This window comes from Myxococcus sp. AM011 (genome assembly GCF_013372595.1).
Taxonomy (GTDB): domain Bacteria; phylum Myxococcota; class Myxococcia; order Myxococcales; family Myxococcaceae; genus Myxococcus; species Myxococcus eversor.
Genome location: NZ_JABXEM010000532.1, coordinates 1 through 1,873, shown reverse-complemented (window position 1 = coordinate 1,873; position 1,873 = coordinate 1). Strand labels below are relative to the sequence as shown.

General features: G+C 65.2%; 1 protein-coding gene. It reads right to left on the bottom strand.

Going from position 1 to position 1,873, the window contains the following annotated elements; all coding sequences use genetic code 11:
- Positions 1-1,540: 1,540 nt before the first annotated feature.
- Positions 1,541-1,873 (bottom strand): hypothetical protein (locus HUW62_RS48295; protein ID WP_217911990.1); only part of this gene is annotated, 333 nt, incomplete at its 5' end.

Genomic DNA, 1,873 nt, shown 5'->3' with positions numbered 1-1,873 from the left:
CTCTCGGGTCGGGCGTGGCCACGTCCCTGTATTTCTAATCCGTCCTCGGTCCACGTCGAGCGGGGTGAGGCCCACCGTTCGCAGCCCAACTGGCCCCTCAGGCGTGCACCACCCCGTGAACGCTTACGCTCCCCCGAGGAAGGGAGACAAAACTCGAAGGTGCACGACCAGGATGTCTCTCCTCTCATACGAGGTCCAGGAGGAGCGGCCTACGAGCGCGACGGTGGGATTGCCGTGGCGAAGGGAAGGGGCCCCTTGCGCGCTCCGTTCGTCCTCATGGCCAGGGGACCTAATAGCAGGGGACAGGGAACTGCCTCCGAGACGTGAGAACTCCGCCAGGGCGGGCGCCTGTGAACGGCCATGTGCTGACACCTGTTCGCTCCAGACGAGCGCGCGCCTATCCGGCAGCACAGGGAGGACAGTGGCGGAGCTGTTTCCGCACACGTATGCGAGCACTCGGCGTCGGGGCGCCCGTGAATAATCCAGGAGAGTCCGCTGGCGGCATGCCGGGATCGGGGGCTACGAGCGCTCTTCCTCAGGTCGGCATTGAAGCGAAGCCAACTGATTCGCAGGCGTTGCTCCATGGCGGAGCGTAGGTGCGGACCTCTTGGAAAGGAAACTCGGCGACATTCTCCCGAGAGCGGCCGTCCATGAACCGCTGCCGCATGAGGGCCCGTTTCCCTGGCGCGAGCTCGGCGAGGAACGCGCAGCTCGTTCCGTGAATCGACGAGCACATTCGGCATGGACTGGGGGCATCGTCAGGGGAGGCTCCGTGCGCGTTCTCAAGGGGAAGTGCCCCGTGGGAAACGCTCCTTCCGCGCGCATCAGGTCCACCGCAGTCGAACGCGCGGGGGGGCATGCCATGGTGGCGACGCGGTCCTGCGTAGGTCCGTCGAGGCTGGAGAGGGACGAGCCCGGATGGACCTCGCCCTGGTACGAGGCCCCCAAGGCTGGCCTGCGGTGCGCCACTGCCAAGGCGGATGGCGTCCACTCTCGAGAGTGAAGTCGAGCCAACCCAGCGGTGCACTCCGACGTGGCCCGCTCTCCCCTCGAAGGGCCTGTAGCGGCGGCAACAGCGAACGCTTCGTCCTGGCACCTGAAGAAAGCGCCCAGCGCCTCCTGACGAAACGTCGCTTCGTCCAGGGAGTGAGCCGGTGAGAACAGCAGGAGCTGTCTTCGCCGGCCCGTGGCCGGGGCGCCCGCCGACCCTCCTGGCAAGCAACCGGTAGCCGAGTGCTCTCCCCTGCGGGCGAGAGGCCCGAGCGGACTCCGTGGCTAGATCCACGAGGTCGCTCTCCCCACCCGAAGAAATCCGACGCCCTGCGATCAGAACGCTGGTGTTCGCCGAATCCCGATGGTACAAGCCGCCCCCCTCGCACCGAAGCCCGCGCACTGGCGCGGAGCACTCCGTGGCGAGGATGTACCGACAGCACGGAATACAGCGGTCAACGAAGCGGGTTGACAGAAGATGCGGCGGTGATAGAAGCCGCGCCCCCGACGAAGAAGCCCGGGCAGCAGCAGGGCGGAAGCGGCGAGGGAGTCAACGAAGCAACGGTTGACACGGGATGCGGCGGAGAGATAGAAGCCGCGCCCTCCCGAAAGAAGCAGCGGAAGCCACTGGGCGGCGCTGAAGACTTCGGGAAGCAGCAGAGAAGAAAGCAGAAACTGGGTGGTTGACAGCGGACGCGAAGATGAAATAGAAGAGGCGCCCCGCTGACGCCGGAAAGAAGCAGAAGGCGGCGGCAAGGTAGCAGGAAGTCGCGGTTGAAACAAGCGGCTCGGTCTTTGAAAACCAAATAGCAAGCCCAAGAAGAAGAGAAGGATTGCGGAAACCGCAGTCAATCTTTGAGAAGGCACCAGCCAGGGAGCGCTG